We start from the raw sequence: 26,292 nt of genomic DNA on the forward strand, positions 1-26,292 counted from the left end.
GGTGGTTCAGCGGCCGGTCGGTGCCTGGGGGAACCCGAGTTGCGGTGCCAGGATCCGGGCCTCGGCCGCCTGTTCCGCCACGTACGCGAGGACCAGGCCCAGTTCGCGGGGACGGAGGCCGGCCGCGACCGCGTCCGCACCGCCGTGACGCACCGGCGCGGCGTCCGCCCGCATCGTCAGGGCCGCGGCGAGCCCGCCGTACCTCACCGCGGACGCGCACACGCCGAGCCGGACGAGGTGTTCGTCGCCCCGCCAGCCGCTCGCGCGCAGGCCGTGCAGGTAGGCGTCGTACGCCGTCTTGGCCAGACCCGGGAGTTCGGCGGCCGGCAGGCACAGGCCGAGGACGCACTCGGGGAGGTAGGCGCCGAGATCCTCGCCCAGGGCGCCGTCGCCGGCGTAGGCCCAGTCCAGCAGGACGCTCGCACCGGCACCGTCCCGGACCAGGTTCGCCGGCCGGTGGTCGAGGTGGGAGAACGCGCGGGGGAGCGACTCCATGACGGTGAGGAACCACGCCCGGTCGTGGTGGAGGCGGACCATGTCCTCGCGCAGCCCCGGCGGGACGTGCTCCCGGACGCGAGGACGCCGCCAGGACTCGTCGTCGAGCAGGGCCTGTTCGGCCGTCCGGTCCGCCGTGTGGTCCCGCAGGAAGCCCTGGGACAGCCAGGGGGCGTCCGGGCCCGCCCCCACAGCGCCCTGGGCGGCACCGAGGCGGTGGGCGTGGTCGGCGTGGCCTGCCGGGGACCAGGCCGTCGCCGGTTCGCCGCGCACGTCCTCCAGCCACAACGCGACGTCGCCGTCCGGGCGTTCGACCCACTCCAGCAGGCGCGGCGCCCGGATGCCGTGCGGCTGCCAGAGGCGGCCGAACCCGGAGCGGTGGAGCCAGTCCTCGCGGCGCCAGAAGTCCCGGTGCCGGGGGTCGTTCGACGCGGACCAGGCGACGTCCGTCTCCCGCGTCCGGGTCAGCACCTTCAGCACGGCCGACCGTTCGCCGCCGGTGACCCGCCACACCCCGGCCGTGACGCCGTTTCGCGGGTGGTGGGTGAGCGGTTCGAACACCGCCCGGTCCGCGGGGACTCCCAGGACCTCACGTACTTCGGCATGTGCGGCAGCGACCTCGGGCATCCCCCGATGCTATGCCGCCGCCTCCGCCGTGTCCGCGCGTCCCCTCAGTCCCATGGGGAAACACCGGCAGGGCCCGTCCGGCGGCCGACCGGGACAGCGGCGTCCCACATCCCGGTCGAGGCCGTCCGGCCATCGGACATGAGCGGCCGGGTCCCGGCCCGGGAGGTGGACTACCGTCGTCCGTATGACCGGCTCCCCCACCCTCGCCGACGCCCTCGCCTCCAGGACGGTGGTGCTCGACGGCGGCATGTCCAACCAGCTGGAGTCGGCCGGGCACGACCTGGGCGACGAGCTGTGGTCGGCCCGGCTGCTCGCCGAGCGGCCCGAGGCCGTCACCGAGGCGCACCTTGCCTACTTCCGCGCCGGAGCGGACGTGGCCATCACCTCCAGCTACCAGGCGACGTTCGAGGGCTTCGCCCGTCGCGGGATCGGCCGTGAGCGGGCGGCCGCGCTCATGACGCTCAGCGTGGAGTCGGCCCGGGAGGCGGCCCGGCGGGCGGGCGTCTCCCGTCCGCTGTGGGTGGCGGCCTCGGCCGGTCCCTACGGGGCGATGCTCGCCGACGGCTCGGAGTACCGGGGGCGGTACGGGCTGACGGTGGGCGAACTGGAGCGTTTCCACCGCCCGCGCCTGGAGGTCCTGGCCGCCGCGGGCCCGGACGTGCTGGCGCTGGAGACCGTGCCGGACACGGACGAGGCGGCGGCCCTGCTGCGGGCGGTGCGCGGCCTCGGGGTGCCGGCCTGGCTGACCTACTCCGTCGCGGACGGGCGCACCCGGGCCGGGCAGCCGCTGGAGCGGGCCTTCTCGCTCGCCGCGGACGCGGAGGAGGTGATCGCGGTGGGTGTGAACTGCTGCGCGCCCCAGGAGGTGGCGGCCGCCGCCGCGACCGCCGCCCGGGTCACCGGCAAGCCGGTGGTCGTCTACCCCAACAGCGGTGAGACCTGGGACGCACGGGCCCGCGCCTGGACGGGCGACGCCACGTTCACCCCGGGCCGGGTGACGTCCTGGCAGCAGGCAGGGGCCCGTCTGATCGGCGGTTGCTGCCGGGTGGGCCCGGAGACGATCGCGGACATCGCGGGGGTGGTGGGGGCGCCGGCCTGAACAGCCTTGGCGCGGGCCGGGGCCGCGTGCCGGGGGGCTCACCACGGCCCACACCGCACGCGACAGGCCGACGACCGCGATCGGCGCGCGGTCGACAGGGCGGGTTCGGCGGCGCAGGATGCCTACGTGCCCGATCTTCCGCCCGCCGGTCCGCCCGCCGATCAGCCCGCCGGTCCGCCGGTGGGGACGCCCGCGGGTCTGCCCGCCGGCTACCGGGGCCGGCCGGTGACCTCCGGGGACCTCGACGCGATCCACGCGCTGGTCGCCGGCTGTGAGCGCGCGCTGTACGGGCGCGCCGACACCGGTGCCGACACCGCCGGCCTGACCCGGCCCGGCCCGGGCCCGGCCCGCGACGCCCTGCTCGTGCGGGACGCGGCCGGGGCTCCGGCCGGCTGGGGGTGGGTGCACGGCGGGGCGCGCAGCGTGATCGACGTGCACCCCGGCCACCGGGGGCGGGGACTGGGCAGCGCCCTGCTGTCCTGGGCCGAGGCCCGGGCCCGTGCCTCCGGCGGCACCCGCCTGGTGCAGTCGCTGCCCGACGCGGACACGGCGGCGGCCCGGCTGCTGCGGTCCCGCGGGTACGCGCCCTTCGTCACCGAGTGGCTGCTGCAGATCGCGCTGCCCACCGAGCCCGAGGTCCCGAACGCACCGGCGGGCATCACCGTACGGCCGTTCCGGCCCGGCGACGAGCGGGCGGCACACCGGCTCACCGAGGACGCCTTCGGCGCGTGGCAGAAGCGGCGCCGACCGTACGACGAGTGGGCCCGGCTCACCGTGGGGCGCACGGACTTCGCGCCTGCCCTGTCCACGGTGGCACTCGCCGGCGACCGGATGGTGGGGGCGGTGCTGGTGCTGGACGTCCCCGGCACCGGCGAGGGGTGCATCGACCGTGTCGCCGTCGCGCGGGACCACCGGGGCCGCGGCCTCGCACGCGTGCTGCTGCGGGAGACGTTCCGCGCGCTCCACCGGCGGGGGCGGCGCGGCTGCGTCCTGTGGACCCACTCCGCGGCGGACGCCCTGCCGCTGTACGAACGCCTGGGCATGACGGTCCGCCGCAGTTCCACGGTCTACGGTAGGCACCTCACGGACGGGGCGACGGGGTCAGCCGTTGCGCCGCAGCGCCCCGGTCCGGCGCAACCTCCGTATGACGGACCGGAGTTCGGCACGGCGGGCGGGTGAGACCTCGGTGGTCTCCGGCACGGTGGGGGGATCGGCGGGGGGCGTGGCGGCGTCGAGCGCCCAGAGGGCGATCTCGCGGTCGCGCGGGCCGTACGCCGTGCAGGCCAGGGGGTCGCCCGCGCCCGGGGCGCGGTCCCCGAACACCCGCACCGGGTGTGCGGCGTTCCAGCGCTCCCACCCCGGATCGCCCTGCGCGGCGAACCGCACCCACGCGCCGTGCATCGCGTCGGCCAGCTCCTGCGGCGCGCCGTCACCCGCCAGTCTCCGGGACTCGGGGAGGTCGCCGGTGTCGAAGACGAAGCCCAGCTCCAGTGAGTGGCAGGCGCCGAGCCCGGGCAGCGACGAGGGCCAGGCGAACTCGTAGACGTACGACGGTTCCGTGCGGGCGTCGGCCAGGTGGTGCAGGGGGATGCGCAGCAGGTGGTCGGTGACGAGCTGGCCGACGATCTCCGCCGCTCCGGCGCCGGGGTGCAGGGACCGGTAGCCGCGGGGCACCTCGCCGCCGCAGCGGCAGCGGGCCATGGCACCGGCGAGGGCGACCGCGCCGAGACGGTCGACGCGTTCCAGCAGGCCGCCCGGGACCAGCCACAGCCGGTACTCGTCGCGGGTCCAGCCCATGAGCAGTTCGACGCCGGGCGCGGCACCGTCGCCGAGCGCTTCCAGCGGGTCGCGCGGGACGACGTCACCGTCGACGACGAGACCGAAGGCGGGGCCGCCGACGACGGGACTGCTGAGCCGGCCCACCTCGGCCTGGGTGCGCAGCAGCAGGTCGCGGTCGACGGTGGCGAACGCCTCGGCGGTGGCGGGGATCCTCAGCCTGCCGGCCATCCGGCGCACCATCCGCCGTACCTTGACGCGGTCGGCCACCTCGGGAGGTCCGCTCTGCAGGATCGCCCGCCGGACCAGGCCCCGGGTCTGCGGGGCGGCGAGGACGGCGGCGGCGCTGATCGCCCCGGCGGACTGGCCTGCGAGGGTGATGCGGCCGGGGTCGCCGCCGAAGGACTCGATGGTGTCATGCACCCAGGTCAGGGCGGCGATCTGGTCGCGCAGGCCCGGGTTGGGGGGCGCGTCGGGGAAGAGGCCGTAGCCCTCGACGCCGAGCCGGTAGTTGACCGACACGCAGACGACGCCGTCGCGGGCGAAGGCGTGGCCGTCGTAGACGGGTACCGCGGAGGAGCCCCGGGTCAGGGCGCCGCCGTGCAGCCAGACCAGGACGGGCAGACGTGCCCCGGGGGCGGGGTCGGGCGTCCAGACGTTGAGGTTGAGGCAGTCGTCGCCGGGGATCTCCGGGTCGGACAGGTACTGGGCGAAGGCGTCGGAGTAGGGCGGCTTGGGCGCGGTGGGGCCGAAGGCGCCGGCGTCGCGGACGCCGACCCACGGCGCGGCGGGAACGGGCGGCCGGAAGCGGCGGGGGCCGAAGGGCGGTGCCGCGTACGGGATGCCGCGGAAGACCGCGACGCCGCGCTCGTACTGGCCGCGGAGGGCTCCTCCGGGGGTTCGCACCACGGGGTCCGACCGGACTGCCGTCATAGGTCCACCAGCCTCCTCACCGCGCTCCTGTGCACTGTGAAGATCAGAGCACCTCATTGTCGTCCGGTATTCCGGCGCCCGGGTCGGGGGAGGACCGTCCGGGTGACGAGGTGTTGCCCGGGTCCCGCCGTCTTCCCGCCGTCCTGCGCCCCACCTACGACAGGGAGCGCTATCTGTCCGGACGGTCCAGGTCGCCGTGCGCGGCGCCGGCCGAGACGTTCCGCGGTCGGTCGGAGCGGCGGACCGGCAGGGCGGTGCGGCGGCCACGGAGCACCTGCTGGCGCCGGGGCACGAGCGGATCGCGGTCATGGCGGGCGACCGGCGCACGATGTGCAGCGGCGCGCGGGTCGCCGGGCACCGCTCGGCGCTCGCGTCGGCCGGGGTCCGGCACCGCCCCGAGCACGTGCGCCACGCCGGTTTCGACGATCGCGCGGCCCGCCGCCGCACGCCGGAACTGCTCGATTTGCCCGAGCCGCCGACGGCCGTCTGCTCGGACCGGATGGTGCTGGGTGTGTACCGGGCGCCGGCGGAACGGGGGCTGGGCGCCCCGGCCGACATGAGCGTGGTCGGCTTCGACGACCTGTCCGAGGCCCGCTGGGCGTCCCCCGCCCTGACGACGGTCCGTCAGCCGGTGTCGGACATGGCCGCGACGGCCCTGCGTTCGCTGCTGCGGCTGATCGACGGCCACCACCCGGACGGCACCCGGACGGAACTGCCGACCCGTCCGGTGGAACGGGCCGGCACGGCGCGGCGCGGCCGGCGCGGGCCTGAACGCCGGGGTCCGGCCGGGACCGGCCCGTGCCGCGCCAGGACCTGTCTGACGATTCCCGCCGTCGCCCGGAGGGCGGCCTCGCGGTGTCAGGTGCGTGCTCTCGACGTGCCGGGCGTAGAGCGTCGTACCGGATCAGGAGGGAATCGTCAGACAGGCCTAGAGCCGGGCCGCCCAGGTGATGCCGCCCAGGAGGTGGGAGCGGAAGGCCGGGTCGTCGTAGGCCTCGGGGGCGTGGCCGAGGGCCGTGTAGAAGACGCGGCCCCGGGCGTGGTCGCGGCACCAGGCCAGGGGATGGTCCTCGCCCATGCCGCCGCCCTCGTAGGAGGACTCGTCGGCGGTGAGCAGGACATGGACCCGGCCGCGCGGGTTGGTGCGGAAGTCGTACCACTCGTCGGTGAAGTCCCAGACGGCGGGCAGATGCCGGGTCGCCGGGTGGTCGTGGTCCTCGACCAGGGCCCTGCCGGGCTGGTAGCGGGGGTGGCGGGCGAACCGCGCGCCCAGCAGCTCGCCGTACAAGGGCCAGTCGTACTCCGTGCAGGCCGCGGCGTGCACGCCCACGAAGGCACCGCCGGACCCGACGTACGCGGCCAGGGTCCGCCGGCCGGCGGGGGTGAGGATCTCGCCGCTGGTGGAGAGGAAGACGACGGCCGCATAGGCGTCGAGCGGCTGCTCGAGGGCCGCCGGGTCCTCGGTGGCGTGGACGTCGAAGCCGCCGAGGCCGCGCAGGGCGGCGACGCCGGCCGGGATGGAGTCGTGCCGGTAGTCGGTGGTGCGGGTGTGGACGAGCAGTCGGGGAGCCATGGCATCCGAATCTAGAAGACGCGCGACCGTCCGTGCACGGCGGTGGGCCGGCCCGGCCCGGCCCGGCGGGGCGGTGTCCGTTTCCTTCAAGACGGCCGTCCCGGCCCTGCCTACGGTGGGCCCATGACTGCACGATTCGACGCCATCGGCATGGTGGTCTCCGACATGGCCGCCTCCGTCGCCTTCTACCGCCGGCTCGGGTTCGCCTTCCCGGAGGACGCCGGCGACCAGCCGCACACCGAGGCCGAACTGCCGGGCGGACTGCGCCTGATGCTCGACACCGAGGAGACGGTCCGCTCCTTCCTGCCCTCCTGGCGGCCGCCCGCGGGCGGGGGCCGCACCTCGCTGGCCCTGCGCTGTGACGCTCCCGGCGAGGTGGACACGCTGTTCGAGGAGCTGACCGGTGCCGGGTACCACGGCGAACTCAAGCCCTGGGACGCCTTCTGGGGTCAGCGGTACGCCGTCGTGCTCGACCCGGACGGCAACGGTGTGGACCTGTACGCGCCGCTACCCGGCGCCGGCGAGCAGCTCGCCTAGCGGCATGCCCGTGAACTCCCGCACGTCGCGCGCCAGATGAGCCTGGTCGGCGTAGCCGGCCCGGGCGGCCGTGTCGGCGAACGGCACGCCGTCCCGGGCCAGGGCGAGGGCGCGGCGCAGGCGCAGGATGCGGGCCAGGGTCTTGGGTCCGTAGCCGAAGGCCGCGAGCGAGCGGCGGTGCAACCGGCGGGCGCCGATGCCCAGTTGGTCGGCGGTGGCGGCGACGGGACGGCCGGTGGCCAGGGCGGCGACGATCTGCCTCGGCAGCGGGTCCGGGGGGCCGGTGTCGGCCGCGCGGGCCAGCGCCGCCTCCTCCAGACCGCTCGCCGGGTCGGCGGCGGCGTTCACCAGGTCCGTGAGGCGCCGCGCCCGGGAGGCGGGCCACAGCTCGGCGAGGGCCACCCGGCGGTCGCGCAGCTCGTGCGCGGGCACGCCGAGGAGCGCGGGCGCGGTGCCCGGGTAGAAGCGGACGCCCGCCCAGGCGCCCGGCTCACCGGCGGTGAGGTGGGCGCGGGTGTCAGGACCGGCGACCAGCAACCGCCCGTCGTGCCAGAGCAGGTCCATGCACCCGTCGGGCAGGACGCGCCCCGCACCGCCGTCGGCCGGGGTGTTCGTCCACACCACGGCACCGGCGAGCCGGGAGGGGCGCTCGGCGTACACGGGAGAAATCCTACGCGCCGCCGTCCACGCGGCAGGGCCCCGACCGCCGTCCGCGCGGCAGGAGAGCCCGGCCGCCGTCCGCGCGGCAGGAGAGCCCGGCCAGCGTTGACAACGCTCGTGATCAATACACCTAGTCGCCGTCGTCGCCGGAGCTGCGGCCGCCGCCCGACCGGCTGCCCTTCCCCGAGCTGTGCAGCAGCTCGCCCGCGCCGCGCGTCAGGGCCGCCACGACACGGACCCAGCGCGGACCTCCCCGTTCGGCCCACACCACGCACACGCACCCGCCGACGACGAGCGCCAGCACCCCCAGGAGCACCGCCACCGCCATGTCCCCCACCTCACCGTCCGGAAGATCACCTGATCATTCCAGAGCGGGGAGCGGCTGTTCACCCGGCACGGCGGTCCCGGTACTCGGCCGGGCTCACCCCGTACCGGCGCTTGAACGCCGTCGACAGGGCGAACGCACTGCCGTAGCCGACCCTGCGGGCCACCGCGTCGAGCGTGTCGTCGCTGTCGCGGAGCCGGTCGGCGGCCAGGGCGAGACGCCAGCCGGTGAGGTACGTCATCGGGGGCTCGCCCACGAGACCGGTGAAGCGGCGGGCCAGGGCGGCGCGGGACACCCCCGCCTCGGCGGCGAGCGCGGCGACCGTCCACGGGTGGGCCGGGTCGTGCTGCAGCAGCCGCAGCACACCGCCGACGACCGGGTCGGCCAGGGCTCGGTACCAGGCGGGGGCCTCCGCCTCGGGCCGGGCGAACCAGGCCCGCAGCGCGGCGATCACCAGCAGGTCCAGCAGCCGGTCCAGGACGACCTCCTGGCCCGGCTCGTCCCGCGCGATCTCCTGGCACAGGTAGGGCGTGAGCGGGCAGTCCCACACCTCGGGGGTGAGGGTCAGCAGCGGCGGCAGGGCGTCGAGCAGCCGGCCGCCGATCTCGCCGCGCCGGGGGTAGGTGCCGATCAGCAGCACCGCGGCACCGTCGGGGCGGTCGCCCCAGGTGCGCACGCCGAGGTCCATGGAGCCGTTCAGGGGCCGCCCGTCGGGGCGGTGGCACTCCTGGCCGGGCAGGATGAGCGCCTGTGGTGCCGTGCCGGGGGCGTCGGCGCAGGTGTACGGGTCTGGGCCGCGGGCGATGGCCACGTCCCCGGCGCGCAGCCGGACCGGTTCGCCCCCGTCGGGCAGGATCAGGGCCTCACCGCGGACCAGGACCATCACGGTGAGCGGCGCCCCGTCCTCCACCCGCACCGCCCAGGGCGGGTCGAAGCACGCCCTGATCATGAACGCGCCCCTGGCCCGGGGACCCTCCAGCAGCCCGGTGAGTGCGTCCATGGGGTCAGCGTAGACGCGGGCGTAGGGGAACGAGCCGTTCGGCGATGGTTCCGTGCCGTGCGCGGCAGTTGACTCGACGGCATGACGAAGGTCCCCCGCTCCGACCGGCGTCCCCCGCTCCGTCCCCCGCTCCGTCCGGCGTCCCCCGCTCCGTCCCCCGCCTCCGTCCGGTGTCCCCCGTCCAGCACCGTCACCTCTCCCCCGGTTCCCGGCCCTCCGTGTGGTTCTGGCCGTTCCTGGCCTGGGTGGTGCTCCGGGCGTGGGTGCGCAGCCGGGACGAGACGTCCTCGGGAGGCAGGAAGCGGGACCAGCGCTCGGGGAACTCGGAGGGCATGTCGGGGTCGGCCTCGCCGCGCGCGGCGGCGCGGGCGACGTACTCGGCGACCTGGGCCTGCCGCAGGCGTTCGTTGGCCTCGCGGGCCGCGGCCGTCGCGGCGGCGGGCCAGACGCGGTCGATGGCGGCGTTGACCGCGGCCCCGACGAGCACGGCGAACGCGGACACACCGATCCACAGCAGGACGGCCACGGGCGCGGCGAGGGAACCGTAGATCGTGGGGCCCTCCACCGTGCTGGTCAGGTAGATCCGCAGCAGGAAGCTGCCCAGGACCCACATGCCGAGGGCGACGAGCGCGCCCGGCACGTCCTCGATCCACGGCGAGCGGACCGGGACGGACACGTGGTACAGCGTGGTCAGGAAAGCGATGGACAGCAGGATGACGACCGGCCAGTACAGGACCTGCACCACCGTCGTCGACCAGGGCACGATCCGCACCACCGCGTCCGGCCCGGCCACCATCAGCGGCAGCGCCACGGAGCCGATCAGCAGGGCCACGATGAACAGCAGGAAGGCCATCAGGCGGGTCTTGACGATGCCCCGGACGCCGTCGAGGCCGTACATGACGGTGATCGTGTCGATGAAGACGTTCACCGCGCGGGAGCCGGACCACAGGGCGAACAGGAAGCCGATGGAGATGACGTCGGGCCGGCCGCCCTTGGTCACGTCGTGCAGGATCGGCTCCGCGATCTCCCGCACACCCCGGTCGGACAGGACCGTGCGGGCGGCGTTCAGCAGGTTGTCCTGCAGGCTCTGGATGGTGTCGGCGCCGGTCCAGGCGTCGACGTAGCCGAGCAGCCCGATCATGCTCAGCAGCAGCGGCGGCACCGACAGCAGGGTGAAGAACGCGGCCTCGGCCGCCAGCCCCAGGATGCGGTACTCGATGCAGGAGTTGACGGTGTCCTTCAGCAGCAGCCAGGCGGTCCTGCGCTTGGAGACGTTCCGGTACAGGGCACGCGCCCTGTGGAGACGCCCGGAGGGCGTGTCGGGGGTTTCACTTGCTGGCTGCACCCCCTAACGGTATCCGTCACGCCCGGCCCCGCTCACCCACAGGCCGGGTCCGGGCGGACCGGCCCCGCTCCGCCGGTGAGCGGGGCGGGGGCACGGGGTACGTTCGCACCATGGCAGGCAGCACGCACACCGTGACGAACCAGGTCCCGCCCCTGGTCGGGTACGACGTCTTCACCGCCGACCGGGCCCTGGCCGCCGCGGTCGAGCGGCACGTGGAACCGGGCTCGCGCGAGGAGGTGCTGGCCGAACTGTCGGCCCTCGGGCGCACCTCCGGCTCGGCCCAGGTGCAGGAATGGGGGGTCCACGCCAACGAGAACCCGCCGCGGCTGCGCACCCACGACCGGTACGGCAACCGCGTCGACGAGGTCGAGTTCCACCCCTCCTGGCACCGGCTGCTCGGCAAGGGCGTCTCGGCGGGCCTGACGGCGGCCTGGGACCGGCCGGCCGGCCACGTGCGGCGGGCCGCCGCGTTCGTGGTGTGGACGCAGGTGGAGGCCGGCAACGGCTGCCCGCTGTCGATGACCCACGCGGCCGTGCCCGCCCTGCGCACGGACCCGGAGCTGGCCGCCGAGTGGGAGCCCCGGCTGACGTCCATGGTCTACGACCGTGAGCTGCGGCCCGCGCACCTGAAGGCGGGGGCGCTGTTCGGGATGGCGATGACGGAGAAGCAGGGCGGCAGCGACGTCCGGGCGAACACCACCTCGGCGCGGCCGCTCGCGCAGGACGGGACGTACGAGCTGACCGGGCACAAGTGGTTCTGCTCGGCGCCCATGTCCGACGGATTCCTGGTTCTGGCGCAGGCGCCGGGCGGGCTGACCTGCTTCCTGGTGCCGCGGGTGCTGCAGGACGGCACGCGCAACGTGTTCCTGATCCAGCGGCTGAAGGACAAGCTCGGCAACCGGTCGAACGCCTCTGCGGAGGTCGAGTTCGACGGGACCTGGGCCCGCCGGGTGGGCGAGGAGGGGCGCGGGGTGCGCACCATCATCGAGATGGTCGCGGCGACCCGGCTGGACTGCGTGCTGGGGTCGGCCGGGCTGATGCGCCAGGCCGTGGCGCAGGCCGTGCACCACTGCTCCCACCGGGAGGCGTTCGGCTCGAAGCTCACCGACAAGCCGCTGATGCGCAACGTGCTGGCCGACCTGGCGCTGGAGTCGGAGGCGGCGACGACGCTGGGCCTGCGGCTGGCGGCGGCCTGCGACGACGGCGGTGAGCAGGAGCGGGCGCTGCTGCGGATCGCGGTGCCGGCCGCCAAGTACTGGGTGACCAAGCGGTGTCCGGCGGTGGCGGTGGAGGCGGCGGAGTGCCTGGGCGGCAACGGGTACGTCGAGGAGTCCGGCATGCCCCGGCTGGTGCGCGAGTCGCCGCTCAACTCGATCTGGGAGGGCGCGGGCAACGTCCAGGCGCTGGACGTGCTGCGGGCGCTGCAGCGGGAGCCCGCCGCGCTGGACGCGTACCTGCGGGAGGTCGGGCAGGCACGCGGGGCCGACCACCGGCTGGACGGGGCCGTCAAGGATCTGCTGACCGAACTGGCCGACCTGGAGGGCGTGGAGGGACGGGCACGGCGGCTGGTGGAGCGGCTCGCGCTGGTGCTCCAGGGGTCGCTGCTGGTCCGGTTCGCGCCGCCGCAGGTGGCCGACGCGTTCTGCGCGGCCCGGCTGGGCGGTGACGGGGGCGCGGCCTTCGGGACGCTGCCGCACACGCTGGATCTGGCCTCCGTGGTGGAGCGCGCCCGGCCGGTGTCCTGACCGGCCGTTCAGGACCGGAGACGAGAAAGCGGGGGTGGTGCTGCGCCGACACGGCACCACCCCCGCAGCACAGGCCCGTTCGAGCCGTGGACGCCGCTCGGGACGGCGCAGATCAAGTTTCGGACACGTCCGGGTCGTCCACCAGGGTTGCAAGGGGTTGCAACTTGCTGCTGACTGTGTGCGGAGTGTGCACGACGCCCTCGGGCAGACGGCACTATGAGACATACAGTCAGCCGCGATTCCGGGGGGCGCACGCGTATGGACGTCACGCATCTGGCCGCCGTGGACACCTCGCGCGCCGCCCGGGTCCTCAGCGAGGTCCGTTCGGCCCGGCTCTCGGGCCGGCCCGCCCCCGTCGCGCCGCGGCCGGTGATCGAGCAGTCCTGGGGCCGGATGCTGCGCAGCGGCGTCGATCCGGACCACGACTTCCGGGCCGATCTGCTCTCCCGCGAGGAGGTGCAGCGGCGGCGCGAGGCGTCGGTGCTGCGGCACGTGCTGCCGGTGCTGCGCGAGGGGCTGCTGGCGGCCGCGGACGTCGCGCACCACATCATGGTCGTGGCCGACGAGGAGGGCCGGGTGCTGTGGCGCGAGGGCAGCGCGCCGGTGCTGCGCAAGGCGGACGGTCTGGGCTTCGCGCTCGGCGCGGACTGGCGTGAGGACGTCGTCGGGACGAACGGCGTGGGCACTCCGGCCGTGGTGCGCCGGCCCGTCCAGGTCTTCGCCTCCGAGCACTTCGTGCGCTCCCAGGCCGAGTGGACGTGCGCGGGCGCCCCGCTGACGGACCCGCGGGACGGCCGGCTGCTCGGCGTGGTCGACGTCAGCGGCCCGCTGGAGACCATGCACCCGGCCACGCTCGCCTGGGTGGACTCGGTGGCCAAACTCGCCGAGGCGCGGCTGCGGGAGATGCACCAGGAGTCGCTGGAGCGGCTGCGGGCGGTGGCGGCCCCGGTGCTGGCCCGGCTCACCGGGCGGGCCCTGGTCGTCGACCCGGACGGCTGGACCGCCGCGGTGGGCGGGATGCCGTACACGCGGCGGGTGGCGCTGCCCAAGGGCATGTCCCCGGGCCAGAGGTGGCTTCCGGCGCTCGGGCTGTGCGCGGTGGAACCACTGGCCGGGGGGTGGCTGCTGCGCCCCGCCGCCGACGGGCCGGGGCCGCGGGGGTCGGCCAGGATCGTGCTGGACCTCAGCCGCCCGCGCCGCTGGTCGGTGGAGGTGTCCGGCGGGGCGGGCTCCTGGACACGGGAACTCAGCCCGCGGCACGCGGAGTTGCTGTACCTCCTGGCCGTCCACCGCTCCGGGCGCAGCGCCTCGGGCCTGGCCGGGGACGTGTTCGGCGACCCGGGCCGCACGGTGACGGTCCGGGCGGAGATGTCGCGGGTGCGGCGCTACCTGGGGGCGTTCCTGCAGCACCAGCCGTACCGGTTCGCCGAGGACGCTCAGGTGGAGGTGGTGCTCCCGGACGACCCGCGCGATCTGCTGCCGCACTCGACCGCGCCGGCGGTGAGCCAGCACCGCAGGTCCGCACCGGCGCCCTGAGGTTCACCCGCCGTGCGCACGGGTCCGCCCCCAGGGGTGCATCTTGCGCATATTTGCAGGGTCTTCGTCCGCCGGGCCCTCACCTGCCGTAGCATCCGTGTACGGGCCACCCCACCTGCTCCTGCGTCAACGTACGGATCACAGGGCGCAGTTGGTCCGTCTCGGGAGGACGTTATGAAGCATCGCGGCAGGCACCGGCGGCGCAGACGGGGCAGGGCGCTGCGCGCGACCCTGGCCGGGACGGCTCTCGCGCTCACCGCCGCCGCCACGTTGATCAGCGCCTCGCAGGCCACCGTCGCCCGGACCCCCGGGGCCCTGCAGACCCTTTCGGCGTCCTCCGGGGCCGGACGGCTGCCGCTGGCCGAGCAGCGGGTGCCCGAGCGGTGGCTGGACCGGCTCGCGGCCGGGATGGGCCGGCCCGTCGGGGTCGGCGCGGTGCTGAAGGACGCCGACCTCCCGCTGCACCGGGGGGCGCGCTGTCCGGCCGCGGACCGGCGCGACCTGCCCGTCGCACCCGCTGCGACGCGGGCGTACTGCTTCGGCGGTGCCGACACCCGGGGCTGGCGGCCCGGCGCGGTGACCACCTCGGGCGACGCGGACGACGACGGCCGCTGGGGCGCGAACCGCGTCATCCTCTCCGGCTGGAGCCGCGGCGGCGAGGGCGGCTCCCTGGACGGGCCGTCACCCGAGCGGGGCCTGGCCAAGGTCGCCTTCGTGGACGCGAACGACCCGGCGCGGCCGCGCTACGCCTGGGCGCTGCTGGCCGTCCCGGTCGACGGCGGCCGGGACTACCGCGGCCTGGTCTCCCCCTTGTCGGGGATGACCTGGTACCAGGACAAACTGCTGGTGACGACGCGGGACGGCGACCGGCACGCGCTGTACGTGTACGACCTGGACCGCATCCAGCGCGCGAGTGTCTCCTCCGGCGCGGTCGGCCGGGTGCGCGGCGGCTGGTCGGCGCACGGTTCGCGGTTCGTCCTGCCCGCCGTCGCCTCCTACAGCCTGCCCGCGGGCGGTCCGCGCCCGGCCGCGGTCTCCCTGGACCGCAGCACCTCCCCCGACAGCCTGGTCACCGGCGAGTGGGTGCCCGCGGACGGCGAGCGGCGCACCCGCTTGTGGCGCTACGCCCTGAGCCGTGACCCGGCCCGTGCCGGACTGCTCTCGACCGGTGCCTCGGGGCGGGCGGAGCCGGTGGCGGCGTACGAGTCGAAGGCGGTCGACGTGCGGGGCGTGCTGGCGCACGGCTCGGCCTGGTACCTGGACCGCGCGGCGGACGAGGCGGGCGCCCACGGAACGCTGTGGCGCCAGGACACCGAGGGCGCGGGGGCGGCCGAGTGCGGGCCGGACGAGACGCGCCACTGCTGGAGCGGCGGCTCGGGCTCCCTGTCCTACTGGCAGGAGACCGGGGAGGTGTGGTCCCAGTCGGGGCGGGTGCTGTTCGCGCTGCCGCTGGCGTCGCTCGACCGGGCCGTGGAGCGCTCCAGGGACCGGTAGGCGGACCGGACCCGCATCGACAGACCGGCGGGCCGGATGATTTTCTGGCCCGCATGACCACCATCGCCGTGACCACCTGGTCCCTGGAGCAGACCGCCCCGACCGACCTGCTGCCGGCCGAGGCGCCGGAAGGGGACGTCCGGATCGTGCGCTCCGAGGTGCCCTCGCCCGAGTTCAGCCGGTTCCTGTACGCCTCGGTCGGCGGCGACATCCGCTGGACCGACCGGCTGGGCTGGTCGTACGCGCGCTGGCTGGAGCACCTGCGGCGGCCCGGCCTGGAGACGTGGGTGGCCTACGACCGGGGCACGCCCGCCGGGTACGTGGAGCTGGAGGCGCAGGACGACGCGGTCGTGGAGATCGTCTACTTCGGGCTGCTCCCGGCGTTCCGCGGCCGGCGCATCGGCGGGCACCTGCTGTCCTACGGCACGGCCCGGGCGTGGGACCTCGCGGACCGCTGGGCGGGACTGGCGCCGACGAAGCGGGTGTGGCTGCACACCTGCAGCAAGGACGGCGAGCACGCGATGGACAACTACCGGCGGCGCGGCTTCACGCTGTTCGACACCAAGGTGGAGGAGGAGGCGGACGTGGCCACTCCGGGACCGTGGCCCGGGGCGTTCCCCGCCTGACCTGAGCCGGGCACCCCGCCCGGACCCATGTGACCCACGACACCCTTGTCTTGCTGTGCGAGACAAGGGTGTCCGCATCTTGGACAATGCTGGACTGTGTCCAGATCGCCGTGACACGCTTCCGCCATGTCTGGAACTGGAATCGCCTTGGTGAGTCGACGGCACGTCGACCTCGGCCGCATGTCCAGCGCCATCTGTCCGGCGCACTGAGAGCACTCAGCACCCGCCGCGCACCCCTCTTCTCCCGCCCTCCTGCCCGCGCAAGGACGCGCACGTGCGCTCCTGCGCGCACGCGCAGGTCAGAGCCTCCCGCCACCACCCGACCGCCGCCCCTCGACGTCGGCGCCGCGCGCCGCCCCCTGCCCATCGCTGTCCGAAGGACGTATCCCCATGGCCGCCACCCCACAGAAGCCCGCCGCCGCGACTCCCCGCCGCAAGGTGAGCCGTCACCGCGGTGAAGGCCAGTGGGCCGCGGGGCACTTCACCCCGCTGAACGGCAACGAGCAGTTCAAGAAGGACGACGACGGTCTCAATGTGCGGACACGCATTGAGACGATCTACTCCAAGCGGGGCTTCGCCTCGATCGACCCGAACGACCTGCGCGGCCGGATGCGCTGGTGGGGCCTGTACACCCAGCGCAAGCCCGGGATCGACGGCGGCAAGACGGCGATCCTGGAGCCGGAGGAGCTGGACGACGAGTACTTCATGCTGCGCGTGCGGATCGACGGCGGGGCGCTGACCACGCGGCAGCTGAGGGTCATCGGCGAGGTCTCGCAGGAGTTCGCGCGCGGCACCGCGGACATCACCGACCGGCAGAACGTGCAGTACCACTGGATCCGGATCGAGGACGTGCCCGAGATCTGGAACCGGCTGGAGGGCGTGGGCCTGTCCACCGTCACCGCCTGCGGCGACACCCCGCGTGTGATGATCGGTTCCCCGGTGGCGGGCATCGCCGCCGACGAGATCATCGACGCCACCCCGGCACTGGAGGAGATGAAGCGCCGGGTGCTGAACAACCCGGCGTACTCGAACCTGCCGCGGAAGTTCAAGACGGCCATCTCGGGCTCGCCCCTGCTGGACGTGGTGCACGAGATCAACGACGTCGCGTTCGTCGGCGTGGAGCACCCCGAGCACGGCCCCGGTTTCGACGTGTGGGTCGGCGGCGGCCTGTCCACCAACCCCAAGCTGGGCGTGCGGCTGGGCGCCTGGGTGCCGATCGAGGACGTCCCGGACGTCTACGAGGGCGTCATCTCCATCTTCCGCGACTACGGCTACCGCCGGCTGCGCAACCGCGCCCGGCTGAAGTTCCTGGTCGCCGACTGGGGCGCCGAGAAGTTCCGCCAGGTGCTGGAGGACGAGTACCTGGGCGGGCGGAAGCTGACCGACGGCCCCGCTCCCGAGCAGCCGTCGCGGCAGTGGCGCGACCACATCGGTGTGCACCGGCAGAAGGACGGCCGGTTCTACGTCGGCTTCGCGCCCCGCGTGGGACGCGTCGACGGTGCGACGCTCACGAAGATCGCCGATCTCGCGGAGGCCCACGGCTCGGGCCGGGTGCGCACCACCGTCGAGCAGAAGATGATCGTCCTGGACGTCGAGGAGGGCCAGGTCGACTCGCTCGTGGAGGGCCTGGAGGCGCTCGACCTGACCGCGCGCCCCTCCTCGTTCCGGCGGGGCACCATGGCCTGCACCGGCATCGAGTTCTGCAAGCTCGCCATCGTCGAGACCAAGCAGCGCGGCTCGCAGCTCATCGACGAACTGGAGCGCCGCCTGCCGGACTTCGACGAGCCGCTCACCATCAACCTCAACGGCTGCCCGAACGCCTGCGCCCGTATCCAGGTCGCGGACATCGGTCTCAAGGGGCAGCTCGTCCTGAACGACCGGGGCGAGCAGGTCGAGGGCTACCAGGTGCACCTGGGCGGCGCGCTCGGCCTGGAGGCCGGGTTCGGCCGCAAGGTGCGTGGCCTGAAGGTGACCTCCGACGAACTGCCCGACTACATCGAGCGCGTGCTCAAGCGGTTCCGGGCCGAGCGCGAGGACGGCGAGCGGTTCGCCGCCTGGGCGTCCCGGGCCGACGAGGAGGCGCTGTCGTGAGCGAGCGGATGGCGCCGTTCTACTGCCCCTACTGCGGGGACGAGGACCTGCGGCCGAGCGAGGAGGGGCACGGCGCGTGGGAATGCGCGGCGTGCAGCCGGGCCTTTCAGCTGAAGTTCCTGGGCCTGCTGGCCCGGGGGCAGAAGCGATCCGACGCCGGAGGGGAACGCATATGACGACCGCTCAGGAAGAGCGCAGTACCGAGGAGTTGAAGGCGCTCGCCGAGCAGGCGGGCCGTGACCTGGAGGACGCCTCCGCGCTGGAGATCCTCACCTGGGCGGCCGAGACGTTCGGCAGGCGCTTCTGCGTGACCTCCTCGATGGAGGACGCGGTGGTCGCCCACCTGGCCTCCCGCGCGATGCCCGGCGTCGACGTCGTCTTCCTCGACACCGGCTACCACTTCGAGGAGACCATCGGCACCCGCGACGCGGTCGACGCCGTGATGGACGTCAACGTCATCACCCTCACCCCGCGTCAGACGGTCGCCGAGCAGGACGCCGAGTACGGCCCGAAGCTGCACGACCGCGACCCCGACCTGTGCTGCGCACTGCGCAAGGTCCGACCGCTGGAGGAGGGCCTGAAGGGCTACCTGGCCTGGGCCACGGGTCTGCGCCGCGACGAGTCCCCGACCCGGGCGAACACCCCGGTGGTCGGCTGGGACGACAAGCGGCGGAAGGTCAAGATCTCCCCGATCGCCCGCTGGACCCAGGACGACGTGGACGCCTACGTCACCGAGCACGGCGTGCTGACCAACCCGCTGCTGACGGACGGCTACGCCTCCGTCGGCTGCGCCCCCTGCACCCGCCGGGTCCTGGCGGGCGAGGACACCCGGTCCGGCCGCTGGGCGGGCCGGGCCAAGACCGAATGCGGGCTGCACGGATGACGGCGCCTCGGACGACCCAGACGACTCAGACCATGCAGGAGACTCACGTGACGACCGGAGCCACCGTCTGGCTCACGGGTCTGCCGAGTGCGGGCAAGACCACCATCGCCCACGAACTGGCCGGCCGGCTGCGCGAGCGGGGCCGCCGGGTGGAGGTCCTCGACGGCGACGAGATCCGCGAGTTCCTCTCCGCGGGCCTCGGCTTCGGCCGCGAGGACCGGCACACCAACGTGCAGCGCATCGGCTTCGTCGCCGAACTGCTCGCCCGCAACGGCGTGCTGGCCCTCGTCCCGGTGATCGCGCCCTACCAGGACAGCCGCGAGGCGGTCCGGGCGCGCCACCAGGCGAACGGGACGGCCTACGTCGAGGTGCACGTGGCGACCCCGGTCGAGGTGTGCAGCGAGCGGGACGTAAAGGGCCTGTACGCCAAGCAGGCCGCGGGTGAACTCACCGGGCTCACCGGCGTCGACGACCCGTACGAGGAGCCCGCCTCGCCCGATCTGCGGATCGAGTCGCAGCACCAGACCGTGCAGGAGTCCGCGGCGTCGGTGTACGCCCTGCTGACCGAAAGGGGACTGGCATGACGACCGTCGCCACCGTGTCCGAGCAGACCGGCAGCCCGTACGCGCTGTCGCACCTCGACGCCCTCGAGTCCGAGGCGGTGCACATCTTCCGCGAGGTGGCGGGCGAGTTCGAGCGGCCGGTGATCCTCTTCTCCGGCGGCAAGGACTCCATCGTCATGCTGCACCTGGCGCTGAAGGCGTTCCGCCCGGCGGCGGTGCCGTTCTCCCTGCTGCACGTGGACACCGGGCACAACTTCCCCGAGGTCCTCGACTACCGCGACCGCACGGTCGCGAAGCACGGGCTGCGGCTGCACGTGGCCTCCGTGCAGGACTACATCGACCGCGGCGTGCTCAAGGAGCGCCCGGACGGCACCCGCAACCCGCTGCAGACGCTGCCGCTGACCGAGAAGATCCAGGCGGAGAAGTTCGACGCCGTCTTCGGCGGCGGGCGCCGCGACGAGGAGAAGGCCCGGGCCAAGGAGCGGGTGTTCTCGCTGCGTGACGAGTTCTCGCAGTGGGACCCGCGCCGCCAGCGCCCCGAGCTGTGGAACCTGTACAACGGCCGGCACGCCCCGGGCGAGCACGTGCGCGTGTTCCCGCTGTCCAACTGGACCGAGCTGGACGTGTGGCAGTACATCGCCCGCGAGGGCATCGAGCTGCCCGAGATCTACTACGCGCACGAGCGCGAGGTGTTCCGGCGCGGCGGCATGTGGCTGACCGCCGGCGAGTGGGGCGGACCGAAGGAGGGCGAGAGCGTCGAGAAGCGGCTCGTGCGCTACCGGACCGTCGGTGACATGTCCTGCACCGGCGCGGTGGACTCCGACGCCGACACGATCGAGAAGGTGATCGTGGAGATCGCCGCCTCCCGCCTCACCGAGCGCGGCGCCACCCGCGCCGACGACAAGATGTCCGAGGCCGCGATGGAAGACCGCAAGCGCGAGGGGTACTTCTAGAGATGAGCACGATCACCACCGAACAACTCGCGGACACCACCCTGCTGCGCTTCGCCACCGCGGGTTCCGTCGACGACGGCAAGTCCACCCTGGTGGGCCGTCTGCTGCACGACTCCAAGTCGGTCCTCACCGACCAGCTGGAGGCCGTGGAACGCGCCTCCGCGAGCCGGGGCCAGGACGCGCCGGACCTCGCGCTGCTGACGGACGGGCTGCGCGCCGAGCGCGAGCAGGGCATCACCATCGACGTGGCCTACCGCTACTTCGCCACCCCACGGCGGCGGTTCATCCTGGCCGACACCCCCGGCCACGTGCAGTACACGCGGAACATGGTCACCGGCGCCTCCACGGCCGAGCTGACGGTCGTCCTGGTCGACGCCCGCAACGGCGTCGTGGAGCAGACCCGCCGGCACGCCGCCATCGCCGCCCTGCTGCGCGTGCCGCACGTGGTGCTCGCGGTCAACAAGATGGACCTCGTCGGCTACGAGGAGAAGGTGTTCGCGGGGATCGCCGAGCAGTTCACGGCGTACGCGACCGAGCTGGGCGTGCCGGAGGTCACCGCGATCCCGATCTCGGCGCTGGTCGGCGACAACGTCGTGGACCCGTCCTCGCACATGGACTGGTACGGCGGCCCGACCGTGCTGGAGCACCTGGAGACCGTGCCGGTCAGCCACGACCTCAGCCACTGCCACGCCCGGCTGCCCGTGCAGTACGTGATCCGGCCGCAGAGCGCGGACCACCCCGACTACCGGGGGTACGCCGGCCAGATCGCGGCGGGTTCGTTCCGCGTGGGCGAGGAGGTCACGGTGCTGCCGTCGGGCCGCACCTCGAAGATCTCCGGCATCGACCTGCTGGGCGAGCCGGTCGACGTCGCCTGGACGACGCAGTCGGTGACCCTCCTGCTGGAGGACGACATCGACATCTCGCGCGGCGACCTGATCGTGCCGAGCAAGGACGCCCCGGCGACCACGCAGGACATCGAGGCGACCGTGTGCCACGTCGCGGACGCACCGCTCACCGTCGGCCACCGGGTGCTGCTCAAGCACGGCACGCGCACGGTGAAGGCCATCGTCAAGGACATCCCGTCCCGGCTGACGCTGGACGACCTGTCGCTGCACCCGCACCCGGGGCAGCTCGTCGCCAACGACATCGGCCGGGTCAAGATCCGTACCGCCGAGCCACTGCCGGCCGACTCCTACGCCGACTCCCGCCGCACCGGCTCGTTCATCCTGATCGACCCGAACGACGGCACCACCCTCACCGCCGGCATGGTCGGGGAGTCCTTCGCCGCCCCCGAGCCCGTCAAGGACGAGGCCGAGGACGACGGGTGGGACTTCTGACATGAGCGCCGTCGACTTCTACTCCCTGTTCGCCAAGGAGGGCGGCCGCGTCGGCAGCGGCGTGCTGGGGAGCGGGCAGGGCGGAGTGGCGCGATGTGCGCGCTGACGTACGGGCACCGTTCGCTCGCCCTCGCCCCCCGCCGCCGAAAACCCGCCGACCTCCCGGCCACGACCTGACAGAACGTGACCGCCGGGCCTCCGAGAGGACCACCTCCCGTGCCTGCACCATCCGCGCCGCGCCGCGGCCTCGCGGTCCTGGCCGCGCTGCCCCTGCTCGCCCTGGCCGCCTGCGGCTACGGCTCGCAGGCCAAGGACGACGGCGCCGCCCGGGTCGCCGCCGGGGCGAAGAAGATCGACGGTCTCGACAGCGTCAAGATCGGTTACTTCGGCAACCTGACCCACGGCACCGCCCTGGTGGGCATGCAGAAGGGCTTCTTCCAGAAGGAACTCGGCGCCACCCTGGCCGAGCCGGCCGTCTTCAACGCCGGGCCCTCCGAGATCGAGGCGCTCAACTCCGGGTCCATCGACATCGGCTGGATCGGCCCCTCCCCCGCCGTCAACGGCTACACCAAGTCGGGCGGCAGGAACCTCCGCATCGTCGGCGGTTCGGCCTCCGGCGGAGTGAAGCTGGTGGTGAACCCGGACAAGGTCGAGGACCTGAGGGACGTCGAGGGCAAGCGGATCGCCACCCCGCAGCTGGGCAACACGCAGGACGTGGCGTTCCTCAACTGGGTCGCGGAGCAGGGCTGGAAGGTCGACCCGCACAGCGGCAAGGGCGACGTCACGGTCGTCCGCAGCGACAACAAGGTCATCCCGGGCGCCTTCGCGTCCGGTTCGATCGACGGCGCGTGGGTGCCGGAGCCGACCGCGTCGAAGCTCGTCGCCGAGGGCGGCCGGGTGCTGCTGGACGAGTCGAGCCTGTGGCCGGACGGGAAGTTCGTCATCACGAACATCATCGTGCGGCAGGACTTCCTGGCGGAGCACCCGAAGGTGGTCGAGGCCGTGCTCAGGGGTTCGGTCACCACCAACAAATGGATCAACGCCCACCCGGAAGCGGCCAAGAAGGCGGCCAACCAGCGGCTCGCGCAGGACTCCGGCAAGGCCCTGCCCGCCGACGTGCTGGACCCGGCGTGGAAGTCCATCCGGTTCACGGACGATCCGCTGGCCTCCACTCTCGGCACCCAGGCGGAGCACGCCGTGCAGGCGGGCCTGCTGCGGAAGCCGGACCTGAAGGGCATCTACGACCTCGCGCCGCTGAACGAGGTCCTCCGGGCCGAGGGCGAGCCCACGGTCGACGACGCCGGTCTCGGCGCGAGCCGAGCCCGCATCCCGAACACTCCCAGGAGGTGACGACCATGGCCACGACCCTCGCCAAGGCCGCCGACGGCACCGAGGCGGCCACTCACGCCGCACGGATCGAGCACGTCTCGAAGTCGTTCGCGGGCCCCGCCGGACAGCAGCTCGTCCTCGACGACATCACCCTCGACGTCGCGCCCGGGGAGTTCGTCACCCTTCTGGGTGCCTCCGGCTGCGGCAAGTCCACCCTGCTCAACCTGGTGGCGGGCCTGGACCGGCCCACCGCCGGCGAGATCACCACGGACGGCCGCCCTGCGCTGATGTTCCAGGAGCACGCCCTGTTCCCGTGGCTGACCGCGGGCAAGAACATCGAACTCGCCCTGAAGCTGCGGGGCGTGGCGAAGGCGGAGCGCCGGGAGCGGGCCGAGGAACTGCTGGAACTGGTCCGGTTGAAGGGCGCCCACGGCAAGCGCGTCCACGAACTGTCCGGCGGGATGCGCCAGCGGGTCGCGCTGGCCCGGGCCCTCGCCCAGGAGAGCAGGCTGCTGCTGATGGACGAGCCGTTCGCGGCGCTGGACGCCATCACCCGGGACGTGCTGCACGACGAGCTGACCCGCATCTGGCGCGAGACGCGGCTGTCGGTGCTGTTCGTCACGCACAACGTGCGCGAGGCGGTCCGCCTCGCGCAGCGCGTGGTGCTGCTGTCCTCCCGCCCGGGACGGATCGCACGCGAGTGGACGGTGGACATCGCGCATCCGCGCCGCATCGAGGACACCGCCGTCGCGGAACTGTCCGTCGAGATCACCGAAGAACTGCGTGGGGAGATCCGCCGCCATGGCCAGCACTGATGCGACGACCGTCAACAAGGACGGCAGCGATCTCGCCGGGCTGGAGGCGGGCCTGGACGCACTGGAGACGGTGCAGACCGGCCGCAGGAGGCCGTTCCGGCAGACCCTCACCGAGAAGATCCTGCCGCCGGTGCTCGCCGTGGCGCTGGTGCTGGCCGTCTGGCAGGCGCTGGTCTCCTTCGGGATCGTCGACGATCCGACCAAGCTGCCCGCACCGTCCGCCGTGTGGGACGTGGTGCACACCGCGTGGCTCGAGGGCGAACTGCTCGGCTACATTTGGACCAGCGTCTCGCGCGGCCTGCTCGGTTTCTGCCTGGCCCTGGTGATCGGCACCCCGCTGGGCCTGCTCGTCGCCCGGGTGAGGTTCGTCCGGGCGGCCATCGGACCGATCCTGTCCGGCCTGCAGTCCCTGCCGTCGGTCGCCTGGGTGCCGCCGGCGGTCATCTGGCTGGGCCTGAACAACTCGATGATGTACGCGGTGATCCTGCTCGGCGCGGTCCCCTCGATCGCCAACGGTCTGGTGTCGGGCGTGGACCAGGTGCCGCCGCTGTTCCTGCGCGCGGGCCGCACCCTCGGTGCCACCGGCCTGAAGGGCACCTGGCACATCGTCCTGCCCGCGGCCCTGCCCGGTTACGTGGCCGGGCTGAAGCAGGGCTGGGCGTTCTCCTGGCGCTCGCTGATGGCGGCCGAGATCATCGCCTCCTTCCCCGATCTGGGCGTCGGACTGGGCCAGTTGCTGGAGAACGGCCGCAACGCCAGCGACATGGCCATGGTGTTCGAGGCCATCCTGCTCATCCTGATCGTCGGCATCGCCATCGACCTGCTGATCTTCAGTCCGCTGGAGCGGTGGGTGCTGCGCAGCCGCGGCCTGCTGGTGAAGTGAGGGACATGATCCAGCCGCCCGTCCTCCTCGTCATCGCCCACGGCAGCCGCGACCCGCGGCACGCCGCGACCGTGCACGCCCTGGTGCGCCGGGTGCGCGTGCTGCGTCCCGGTGTGCGGGTGGAGACGGGCTTCCTGGACTTCAACGTGCCGTCCGTGCAGGGGGTGCTGGAGTCCCTGGCGGTGCAGGGCGTACGCGACGTCGTGGCGCTGCCCCTGCTGCTCACCCGGGCCTTCCACGCCAAGGCGGACATCCCGGCGGTCCTGGCGGAGGCTCCCGCGCGGCTGCGCATCCGCCAGGCGGAGGTCCTCGGCCCCTCCCCGCTGCTGCTCGCGGCCCTGGAGCGGCGGCTGTACGAGGCGGGTCTGACGCCCGCCGACAAGTCCTCGACCGGGGTCGTGCTGGCCTCGGCGGGGTCCTCCGACCCGGAGGCGAACGCGGTGATCGCGACCATCGCGCGGGAGTGGCGGCACACCGGCTGGTGCGCCGTGCGGCCCGCGTTCGCCTCCGCCTCCCTGCCCCGTACCGAGGACGCGGTCCGCGAACTGCGCGCCCTGGGCTGTTCCCGGGTGGCCGTCGCCCCCTACGTCCTGGCCCCCGGCTTCCTGCCCGACCGGATCGCCCGGGGCGCGGCGGACGCGGACGTCCTCGCGGACGTCCTGGGTCCGGCGCCCGAGGTCGCGCGGGTGGTGCTGGAGCGCTACGAGGCGGCGCGGGTACCGGCGTTGCGGGCCGCCAGCGCCTGAGCCGCCGTCGCGAGCGGCGTCACGGTGCGGGTTCCGGCTGGAGGGCGAAGGAGTACGGCGCCCAGGGGCCGGTGACCTCCACCCGCAGTCCGGGGATGCCCCGGGCGACGGCGAGGACGCCCGTGCGGAAGGCGTCGGCACGGTCCCTGGGGACGAGGTAGGCGTCGTTGCCCAGGGTCGTGCCGTTGCCCGCCGGACCGGTCCGTTCGGGGGTGTGGGAGACACGGTCGACGGAGAGGACGCCGGCGGTCTCGGTGAGGCGGGCGGCACCCCGGGTGACCGCGTGCCAGGCCTCCTCGGACCGGCGCTGTCTGCGGCGGCGGATGGCCTGGTAGGCCCGGCCCACGCCCAGTCCCGACGCCGTCCCGTGCGCGCTCGCCGGGGTGGTCCCCGGCGGGGCGAGGTCCGAGTCGGCGTAGATCTTGACGCCGAGTTCGACGTGCCCGGTGAGGCGGGCCAGCAGGGAGAGGAAGTAGTCGCGGCGGGTGTCGAGGGCCTGCCGGGCGCTGTGCTCGTCGGGGTAGACCGTGGCGAGGCGCAGGGGCAGGACGGCCGTGCCGGCGGCGACGAGGCCCGCCACCACGCCGTGGTGGGAGCGCACTGTGGACTCCAGCCAGTCCAGGTCGTCCAGATGGGCCTGGAGGGGGGTCTCGCCGTAGTCGCCGGCCGGTACCGGGCCGACGGCGAAGGACAGGGCCGAGGCGTCGGTCGCCGGATGCACCAGGCGGACCGGCTCTCCGGCGACGCCGCGCAGATGCGCCGCCGCGGCGGCGGCCTCGGGGGTGCGGCGCAGGACCGCGTAGGCGTAGACGAGGTGGGTGTCGGTCATGACTGCGGGCTCCTGTCGCCGGCCGTGCGCTCCCTCTGGCGAGACTCCGTATCCGTACCGTCCGTCGCCCGTAGGTACGGCTGCGGTGACCC

General features: G+C 74.0%; 26 protein-coding genes and 1 pseudogene. 19 read left to right on the forward strand and 8 right to left on the reverse strand.

Translation table 11 applies throughout. The annotated features are described in order from the left end of the window. Positions 1–6: 6 nt before the first annotated feature. Positions 7–1,122, reverse strand: coding sequence for an aminoglycoside phosphotransferase (locus Q5694_RS21285; protein WP_333934786.1), 1,116 nt, complete (start codon positions 1,120–1,122; stop codon positions 7–9). Positions 1,123–1,306: 184 nt separating this feature from the next. Between Q5694_RS21285 and mmuM the strand changes: the two genes are divergently transcribed. Next, positions 1,307–2,221 carry a homocysteine S-methyltransferase gene (gene mmuM / locus Q5694_RS21290; RefSeq protein WP_333934787.1) on the forward strand — a complete coding sequence of 305 codons (915 nt, stop codon included), beginning with the start codon at positions 1,307–1,309 and terminating at the stop codon, positions 2,219–2,221. Positions 2,222–2,347: 126 nt separating this feature from the next. Then, positions 2,348–3,400 carry a GNAT family N-acetyltransferase gene (locus tag Q5694_RS21295; RefSeq protein ID WP_333934788.1) on the forward strand — a complete coding sequence of 351 codons (1,053 nt, stop codon included), beginning with the start codon at positions 2,348–2,350 and terminating at the stop codon, positions 3,398–3,400. On the opposite strand, the gene Q5694_RS21300 is transcribed toward Q5694_RS21295, so the two are convergent. After that, positions 3,323–4,930, reverse strand: a complete 1,608-nt coding sequence (locus Q5694_RS21300; protein WP_333934789.1) for a carboxylesterase/lipase family protein — start codon at positions 4,928–4,930, stop codon at positions 3,323–3,325. The genes Q5694_RS21295 and Q5694_RS21300 overlap by 78 nt on opposite strands. Positions 4,931–5,126: 196 nt before the next feature. Here Q5694_RS21300 and Q5694_RS21305 point away from each other — a divergent pair. Continuing rightward, positions 5,127–5,687, forward strand: a pseudogene (locus Q5694_RS21305) (substrate-binding domain-containing protein); the annotation flags it as partial. Positions 5,688–5,858: 171 nt separating this feature from the next. On the opposite strand, the gene Q5694_RS21310 reads toward Q5694_RS21305, so the two are convergent. Continuing rightward, complete coding sequence (locus Q5694_RS21310; RefSeq protein WP_333934790.1) at positions 5,859–6,503, reverse strand: ThuA domain-containing protein; 645 nt, start codon at positions 6,501–6,503, stop codon at positions 5,859–5,861. A 123-nt stretch (positions 6,504–6,626) separates the two neighbouring features. On the opposite strand from Q5694_RS21310, the gene Q5694_RS21315 reads away from it, so the two are divergent. Continuing rightward, the gene (locus tag Q5694_RS21315; RefSeq protein ID WP_333934791.1) at positions 6,627–7,040 is read left to right on the forward strand and encodes a VOC family protein; all 414 of its coding nucleotides are present in this window, start codon (positions 6,627–6,629) and stop codon (positions 7,038–7,040) included. Here Q5694_RS21315 and Q5694_RS21320 read toward each other — a convergent pair. The 4 genes from Q5694_RS21320 to Q5694_RS21335 all read right to left on the reverse strand — a co-directional run bounded on the left by Q5694_RS21320 (position 7,011) and on the right by Q5694_RS21335 (position 10,370). Further along, positions 7,011–7,700, reverse strand: a complete 690-nt coding sequence (locus tag Q5694_RS21320) for a helix-turn-helix domain-containing protein (RefSeq protein WP_333934792.1) — start codon at positions 7,698–7,700, stop codon at positions 7,011–7,013. The two genes, Q5694_RS21315 and Q5694_RS21320, sit on opposite strands and share 30 nt — an antisense overlap. A gap of 130 nt (positions 7,701–7,830) precedes the next feature. Beyond that, a complete protein-coding gene (locus Q5694_RS21325) occupies positions 7,831–8,028 on the reverse strand; it encodes a hypothetical protein (RefSeq protein WP_333934793.1) in 198 nt (65 codons plus the stop codon). 58 nt (positions 8,029–8,086) lie between these two features. Beyond that, positions 8,087–9,025, reverse strand: coding sequence for an AraC family transcriptional regulator (locus Q5694_RS21330; protein WP_333934794.1), 939 nt, complete (start codon positions 9,023–9,025; stop codon positions 8,087–8,089). A gap of 190 nt (positions 9,026–9,215) precedes the next feature. Continuing rightward, the gene (locus tag Q5694_RS21335) at positions 9,216–10,370 is read right to left on the reverse strand and encodes a YihY/virulence factor BrkB family protein (protein WP_333934795.1); all 1,155 of its coding nucleotides are present in this window, start codon (positions 10,368–10,370) and stop codon (positions 9,216–9,218) included. 110 nt (positions 10,371–10,480) lie between these two features. Between Q5694_RS21335 and Q5694_RS21340 the strand changes: the two genes are divergently transcribed. The 15 genes from Q5694_RS21340 (at position 10,481) to Q5694_RS21410 (ending at position 25,371) form a co-directional block, all read left to right on the forward strand. Next, positions 10,481–12,115 carry an acyl-CoA dehydrogenase family protein gene (locus tag Q5694_RS21340; protein ID WP_333934796.1) on the forward strand — a complete coding sequence of 545 codons (1,635 nt, stop codon included), beginning with the start codon at positions 10,481–10,483 and terminating at the stop codon, positions 12,113–12,115. Positions 12,116–12,373: 258 nt separating this feature from the next. After that, complete coding sequence (locus Q5694_RS21345; RefSeq protein WP_333934797.1) at positions 12,374–13,651, forward strand: GAF domain-containing protein; 1,278 nt, start codon at positions 12,374–12,376, stop codon at positions 13,649–13,651. A 174-nt stretch (positions 13,652–13,825) separates the two neighbouring features. Further along, positions 13,826–15,145, forward strand: coding sequence for a hypothetical protein (locus Q5694_RS21350; protein WP_333934799.1), 1,320 nt, complete (start codon positions 13,826–13,828; stop codon positions 15,143–15,145). Positions 15,146–15,198: 53 nt separating this feature from the next. Beyond that, a complete protein-coding gene (locus tag Q5694_RS21355) occupies positions 15,199–15,771 on the forward strand; it encodes a GNAT family N-acetyltransferase (RefSeq protein ID WP_333934800.1) in 573 nt (190 codons plus the stop codon). A 126-nt stretch (positions 15,772–15,897) separates the two neighbouring features. Then, positions 15,898–15,981 carry a putative leader peptide gene (locus Q5694_RS21360; protein WP_311241247.1) on the forward strand — a complete coding sequence of 28 codons (84 nt, stop codon included), beginning with the start codon at positions 15,898–15,900 and terminating at the stop codon, positions 15,979–15,981. Between the two features lie 180 nt (positions 15,982–16,161). Then, positions 16,162–17,862: a nitrite/sulfite reductase gene (locus Q5694_RS21365; protein WP_333934801.1), complete on the forward strand. Its 1,701-nt coding sequence runs from the start codon at positions 16,162–16,164 to the stop codon at positions 17,860–17,862. Beyond that, on the forward strand, positions 17,859–18,038 hold the full coding sequence (locus tag Q5694_RS21370) for a hypothetical protein (protein WP_333934802.1): 180 nt from the start codon (positions 17,859–17,861) through the stop codon (positions 18,036–18,038). The genes Q5694_RS21365 and Q5694_RS21370 overlap by 4 nt, the downstream gene beginning before the upstream one ends. Next, positions 18,035–18,745 (forward strand): phosphoadenylyl-sulfate reductase, encoded by a 711-nt coding sequence (locus Q5694_RS21375; protein ID WP_333934803.1) that lies wholly within the window; start codon positions 18,035–18,037, stop codon positions 18,743–18,745. The genes Q5694_RS21370 and Q5694_RS21375 overlap by 4 nt, the downstream gene beginning before the upstream one ends. Positions 18,746–18,792: 47 nt before the next feature. After that, entirely contained in the window at positions 18,793–19,329 is a 537-nt protein-coding gene (gene cysC / locus Q5694_RS21380; protein ID WP_443040914.1) for an adenylyl-sulfate kinase, read from the forward strand. Continuing rightward, positions 19,326–20,261 carry a sulfate adenylyltransferase subunit CysD gene (gene cysD, locus Q5694_RS21385; RefSeq protein ID WP_333934805.1) on the forward strand — a complete coding sequence of 312 codons (936 nt, stop codon included), beginning with the start codon at positions 19,326–19,328 and terminating at the stop codon, positions 20,259–20,261. The genes cysC and cysD overlap by 4 nt, the downstream gene beginning before the upstream one ends. Before the next feature lie 2 nt (positions 20,262–20,263). After that, positions 20,264–21,598: a sulfate adenylyltransferase subunit 1 gene (locus Q5694_RS21390; RefSeq protein WP_333934806.1), complete on the forward strand. Its 1,335-nt coding sequence runs from the start codon at positions 20,264–20,266 to the stop codon at positions 21,596–21,598. Positions 21,599–21,814: 216 nt separating this feature from the next. After that, on the forward strand, positions 21,815–22,948 hold the full coding sequence (locus Q5694_RS21395) for an aliphatic sulfonate ABC transporter substrate-binding protein (RefSeq protein WP_333934807.1): 1,134 nt from the start codon (positions 21,815–21,817) through the stop codon (positions 22,946–22,948). Between the two features lie 5 nt (positions 22,949–22,953). Continuing rightward, the gene (locus Q5694_RS21400; protein ID WP_333934808.1) at positions 22,954–23,742 is read left to right on the forward strand and encodes an ABC transporter ATP-binding protein; all 789 of its coding nucleotides are present in this window, start codon (positions 22,954–22,956) and stop codon (positions 23,740–23,742) included. Then, entirely contained in the window at positions 23,729–24,625 is an 897-nt protein-coding gene (locus Q5694_RS21405) for an ABC transporter permease (RefSeq protein ID WP_333934809.1), read from the forward strand. Before Q5694_RS21400 ends, Q5694_RS21405 begins: the two co-directional genes overlap by 14 nt. 5 nt (positions 24,626–24,630) lie before the next feature. Continuing rightward, positions 24,631–25,371, forward strand: a complete 741-nt coding sequence (locus Q5694_RS21410) for a sirohydrochlorin chelatase (RefSeq protein WP_333934810.1) — start codon at positions 24,631–24,633, stop codon at positions 25,369–25,371. A gap of 19 nt (positions 25,372–25,390) precedes the next feature. Here the strand turns inward: Q5694_RS21410 and Q5694_RS21415 are convergent, their stop codons facing one another. Beyond that, positions 25,391–26,200: a GvpL/GvpF family gas vesicle protein gene (locus Q5694_RS21415; RefSeq protein ID WP_333934811.1), complete on the reverse strand. Its 810-nt coding sequence runs from the start codon at positions 26,198–26,200 to the stop codon at positions 25,391–25,393. Positions 26,201–26,292 lie beyond the last annotated feature (92 nt).

The organism is Streptomyces sp. AHA2, assembly GCF_036857595.1.
In the GTDB taxonomy this organism is placed as follows: Bacteria; Actinomycetota; Actinomycetes; order Streptomycetales; family Streptomycetaceae; genus Streptomyces.

What these genes read in the sequence shown, in the direction of transcription:
- Q5694_RS21285 (WP_333934786.1), bottom strand. Translation starts at nt 1,122, where the DNA reads ATGCCCGAGGTCGCTGCCGCACATGCCGAAGTACGTGAGGTCCTGGGA.
- Q5694_RS21375 (WP_333934803.1), top strand. Translation starts at nt 18,035, where the DNA reads ATGACGACCGCTCAGGAAGAGCGCAGTACCGAGGAGTTGAAGGCGCTC.
- mmuM (WP_333934787.1), top strand. Translation starts at nt 1,307, where the DNA reads ATGACCGGCTCCCCCACCCTCGCCGACGCCCTCGCCTCCAGGACGGTG.
- Q5694_RS21340 (WP_333934796.1), top strand. Translation starts at nt 10,481, where the DNA reads ATGGCAGGCAGCACGCACACCGTGACGAACCAGGTCCCGCCCCTGGTC.
- Q5694_RS21390 (WP_333934806.1), top strand. Translation starts at nt 20,264, where the DNA reads ATGAGCACGATCACCACCGAACAACTCGCGGACACCACCCTGCTGCGC.
- Q5694_RS21330 (WP_333934794.1), bottom strand. Translation starts at nt 9,025, where the DNA reads ATGGACGCACTCACCGGGCTGCTGGAGGGTCCCCGGGCCAGGGGCGCG.
- Q5694_RS21355 (WP_333934800.1), top strand. Translation starts at nt 15,199, where the DNA reads ATGACCACCATCGCCGTGACCACCTGGTCCCTGGAGCAGACCGCCCCG.
- Q5694_RS21345 (WP_333934797.1), top strand. Translation starts at nt 12,374, where the DNA reads ATGGACGTCACGCATCTGGCCGCCGTGGACACCTCGCGCGCCGCCCGG.
- Q5694_RS21300 (WP_333934789.1), bottom strand. Translation starts at nt 4,930, where the DNA reads ATGACGGCAGTCCGGTCGGACCCCGTGGTGCGAACCCCCGGAGGAGCC.
- Q5694_RS21350 (WP_333934799.1), top strand. Translation starts at nt 13,826, where the DNA reads ATGAAGCATCGCGGCAGGCACCGGCGGCGCAGACGGGGCAGGGCGCTG.
- Q5694_RS21315 (WP_333934791.1), top strand. Translation starts at nt 6,627, where the DNA reads ATGACTGCACGATTCGACGCCATCGGCATGGTGGTCTCCGACATGGCC.
- cysD (WP_333934805.1), top strand. Translation starts at nt 19,326, where the DNA reads ATGACGACCGTCGCCACCGTGTCCGAGCAGACCGGCAGCCCGTACGCG.
- Q5694_RS21310 (WP_333934790.1), bottom strand. Translation starts at nt 6,503, where the DNA reads ATGGCTCCCCGACTGCTCGTCCACACCCGCACCACCGACTACCGGCAC.
- Q5694_RS21360 (WP_311241247.1), top strand. Translation starts at nt 15,898, where the DNA reads ATGTCTGGAACTGGAATCGCCTTGGTGAGTCGACGGCACGTCGACCTC.
- Q5694_RS21410 (WP_333934810.1), top strand. Translation starts at nt 24,631, where the DNA reads ATGATCCAGCCGCCCGTCCTCCTCGTCATCGCCCACGGCAGCCGCGAC.
- Q5694_RS21400 (WP_333934808.1), top strand. Translation starts at nt 22,954, where the DNA reads ATGGCCACGACCCTCGCCAAGGCCGCCGACGGCACCGAGGCGGCCACT.
- Q5694_RS21365 (WP_333934801.1), top strand. Translation starts at nt 16,162, where the DNA reads ATGGCCGCCACCCCACAGAAGCCCGCCGCCGCGACTCCCCGCCGCAAG.
- Q5694_RS21415 (WP_333934811.1), bottom strand. Translation starts at nt 26,200, where the DNA reads ATGACCGACACCCACCTCGTCTACGCCTACGCGGTCCTGCGCCGCACC.
- Q5694_RS21405 (WP_333934809.1), top strand. Translation starts at nt 23,729, where the DNA reads ATGGCCAGCACTGATGCGACGACCGTCAACAAGGACGGCAGCGATCTC.
- Q5694_RS21325 (WP_333934793.1), bottom strand. Translation starts at nt 8,028, where the DNA reads ATGGCGGTGGCGGTGCTCCTGGGGGTGCTGGCGCTCGTCGTCGGCGGG.